General features: G+C 65.4%; 3 protein-coding genes. 1 reads left to right on the top strand and 2 read right to left on the bottom strand.

The genetic code is table 11. From position 1 onward, the window contains the following. Both K8I61_08300 and K8I61_08295 read right to left on the bottom strand, forming a co-directional pair. Window positions 1–1097: hypothetical protein (locus K8I61_08300; protein ID MBZ0272024.1), on the bottom strand; the 1097-nt coding region annotated here is incomplete at its 3' end. A gap of 52 nt (window positions 1098–1149) precedes the next feature. Next, complete coding sequence (locus tag K8I61_08295) at window positions 1150–2016, bottom strand: hypothetical protein (GenBank protein ID MBZ0272023.1); 867 nt, start codon at window positions 2014–2016, stop codon at window positions 1150–1152. Window positions 2017–2441: 425 nt separating this feature from the next. On the opposite strand from K8I61_08295, the gene K8I61_08290 reads away from it, so the two are divergent. Next, the coding region (locus K8I61_08290) for a PEP/pyruvate-binding domain-containing protein (GenBank protein ID MBZ0272022.1) at window positions 2442–3663 on the top strand (1222 nt) is incomplete at its 3' end.

Raw genomic sequence — 3663 nt, 5'->3', positions numbered from 1 at the left:
CCGGCGAGGTCCGCGAGCGTCATGGCCAGCTCGTCCGCGTTCGCGTTTTCCAGATAGACGACGTGGATCTTACCCTCGCCGCCGGGAAGCGGCGTATCGAGCCGCGTCACGAGCGACTGGATCTGCCGGATGCCGACCTTGCTCGACTTGACGATCAGGCTGTTGGTCCGCATGTCGGCCAAAACCTTCGTCGATTCCTTGGATTCGATCGACCCGCTTTGACCAAGCGCCGCCGCGGGACCGCCCCGGCGTTGCAGTTGCTGGCGCCGTTGCGCGAAGCGCTGGCGAAGATCGCGCAGGTTCTGCGCAGCGCCCACCTGGCTTCCGCCGCCCCCATCCTCGCCCTCGAACAGCTCCAGGATCACGTCCGCCAGCATCTCCGCGGACGCGTAACGCAACGGAAGAACGACCACCTCCTGTTCCGCGCCGGCCACGTCCAGGCGTTGCAGGATCTTCATGATGCGCTGGATGTTGGCCGAATTGTCCATCACGATGACCATGTTGGACGGGCCGTAGGCGAAGATGCTGCCGTCCGCGGACACGAAGGCCTGGAACGCGGTCGCGACGTCGTTTGAGTCGATGTAGTTCAGCGGAATGAGCTGCGTGATGAATTCGTCGTTCGAGCGCGGCAGGCGGGAGACGTTCGTGTTGATCGCCGCCGTCTGCGCGTCCTTGATCGGAATGATCTTCGTAATCTTGCCGACCTGCACCGTGGTGAAGCCGTTGACCGCAAGCACCGACGTGAAGATGTCGTAGGCCTGACGCGGCGTCACTTTCGTCGGGCTGATGATCGTCACGGTGCCGGAAACGGTCTTGTCGACCAGGAAGTTCTGGCCGGTCATCTCGGCCATGATCTTCACGATCTCCTTGATATCCGTGTCCGTAAAATCAAGGGCGACCGTCGCGTCGGAATCCGTCAGCTTCGGAAACGCCTTTTTGCCCGGTTCGGGATCGGGCGTGACAGTGATTTCGCCCTCGTCGGCCCCGGGCGGCTCCGTCGGCTCGGGCGTGGGGGTGTCCTGCGCGCGCGCGTCGGTCGCGGGCAGCGCCAGGACGAAAAACGCCGCGAAAAACACGGCCGGAAAAATCCATCGCATCGGTCGGCCAAAGGTCATAGGGCCCCTGAAAAGCGGACGCGAAGTCCGCGACTTAGCGTACCTGATAGGAAAAGGACTGTCGTTGCCCGCCACGGGTGATGTCAAGCGATACGGTCTTCGCTCCGCGCAGCTCGGACATCAGCCGGAAGGCGTCCTCCGGGCCGCGGATTTCGATGTTGTTGATCCGCCGGATGACGTCGCCGTCCTTCAGGCCGATTTTGGAATACAGGCTGTCCGGCTTGATGCGCAGGAGCTTGAACCCCGCGATATTGCCCTTCTCGAAGTTCGGCATCACGCGGGCGCCCTTCATCCACATGGCCGGGTTGTTGAAGCCGCCCTCGATCACGTCGCGCGAGACGACGAACTGACCTTCGCCCACCTGCTTGATCTGCTCGTCGCCAAGCTCCACGTTGGCGACGATGGGGCTGACGGCGGCAAGCTGCGTGGGTTCGTCGGGCAATTCCAGCACGATCTCCGTGCCTTCCCGATCGACGGTCACGCGCCGGCGCTCGATCTTTTTCACGTAAGCGTTGTCGGCCAGGTCCTCGCCGACGCGGTAGACCTTCGTGTCGTTTGTCTGCACCGTATTGATGACGGCCATGGAATATTGCGGCTCGCCCCAGGCGATCGTGCCGATCAGCCGGTAGTCGCGCGGCGCGACGACCTGGGCCGCGTCGGATTTCTCGACGTAGACGTAGTCGTTGTTGAACAGGTTGTTCTTGTAAATCGGTACGTATTCGGTCACGGAAACGAAGGCGTTGGGGGTTTTGACGTTGACGTCGGCGACATCCACCTGGACCTGCTCGGCGAGCCGCGATTCGACGCGCGTGTTCACGAGCATCGCGATCTCGGAGGCCAAAATCGCCACGAAGACGAGCTTGGCGATCCAGAAATATTTTTTCAGAAGCTCGAGGAGCAATCGTTTTCCCCCGTCGCGTCCGCGTGATTCGTTGGTTCGGGCGTCGCCGGCGGGGCGCAAACGGCGCCCAAGTTTAGGGAGAGCCCCCCGACATTGCAACATGGCCGGCCGGGCTTACCAGCCACGTTTGTTTTTCCTTGCCGGCGCCTGTGCCCGCCGGAATTCTCACGCCGGGCACTCGCACAACCAGACGCGACCCGTGGCCGGCGAACCACGACCGGCACGGAGCGGGACCACTCCACCCCGGATTAAAGCACGTTCCATGCCGACCGCGATTCGTAATTTTCCGCAGCGAAACCCCGCGTGGGCGCGCTTACGCCGCCTCCTGATACCCGCGCGCCGCGAAGACGCGTTCGCAAACGCGGCCCCGGCGCGAAAACCGCTACGCGGCGGATGGCGACTTCTTCCGTCACGGTAACGGGCTCATGAATTTCGTCCCCAACGATTTGCCACCGCTATTTCCAAATCTCACCGGCGTACTCGCGTACGTATTGCCTTCGATCGTCCGGCTTCTCTCCGGCCTGCTTGCACACGGCGCGCCACCGGCGATCGGCGTCTACCTCGGCCTTCTCGCCGCGGCGCCGGTGTTCCTCGTACTTGCGGCGGCGTATGTCGTCGCGTTGTTATTGGCTTTCGCCGCCGCGATCGCCGCGTCGCTGATTTCGCCCGGAGCGGCCGGCGGCGCGGCGTTTGTCACCGGTGCCCTCGGCCTGGGTGCAGCGATATACGCCGTTGTTCGGCTCGTCCGCGCTTTCGCGCCGCCGCGCCTTGTCGTGCCGTTTGATCGGCTGCCTGACACCGCGCGGGCGCGACGCCATTTTGGCGCGAAAGCCGTGGAGCTAGCCCGTGCGCTTCGTGAAGGCGAACTCGTCCCTCCTGGCGTCGCCGTGCGTAGCCTGCCCGAATCCGCGCCGCCCGAAAGGCGCGCCGCCCACGCCCGCCGCGCGGCCCGGTCGATCGTTCGTCATTTCGACGCGGCGCGTCCCGCCACCGGCACTCAATCCTCAATCCTCTATCCTCAATCCTCTTCCCTCATCGTTCGCTCCTCCTTCACCGCGGAGGACGCGCGCGATGCATCGTACGCGGGCATTTTCCGCTCGGTGCTCGACGTCGCGCCGGAAGAGGACGCCATCGCCCGCGCCATCGAAGACGTGCTCGCCTCGGCCGGCGGCGGCGCGCGCGCGCGTTACGAGTCCGCGAAAGGCACGCGCCGGCAAGCCCGGCTTGCGGTCATCGTCCAGCGCCAAATTCGCGAAACGCTCGGCGGCACGGCCGCATCGTTCGACATCTCGACGGGAAGGCGCGACGCGCGCCTCGTGGAGATCGAACGCGGCGGACGCGCGACGCTGCTCCTGCGTCCGTCCGGGGCGGTCGAGGCGACGGCCGGATCGATCGATCCCGCGACCGAGGCCGAAAGCGCCGTGCAGCTCGCCGCCGGCGCGGCCACGCGCATCGCCGCGCGGCGCGGCGTCGACGTGCACATCGAGTGGGGATACGACGGCGCGCTCCACATCTATCAGGTGCGCGAGATCGCGGGTGAAAGCGTGCGCGTCACGCTGGCGCGCGCCGAAGGGCTCGGCCCGGCTCGCGCGCTGTCGCCCCTTTCGCGCGATGTCCACTTCGGCGATCGCGCCCTCGCCGCCGGTC

It is taken from the genome of bacterium (assembly GCA_019912885.1).
GTDB lineage: Bacteria > Lernaellota > Lernaellaia > JACKCT01 > JACKCT01 > JAIOHV01.
Note: the sequence above shows the minus strand (reverse complement) of the source record. Positions and strands in the feature narration are given on the sequence as shown.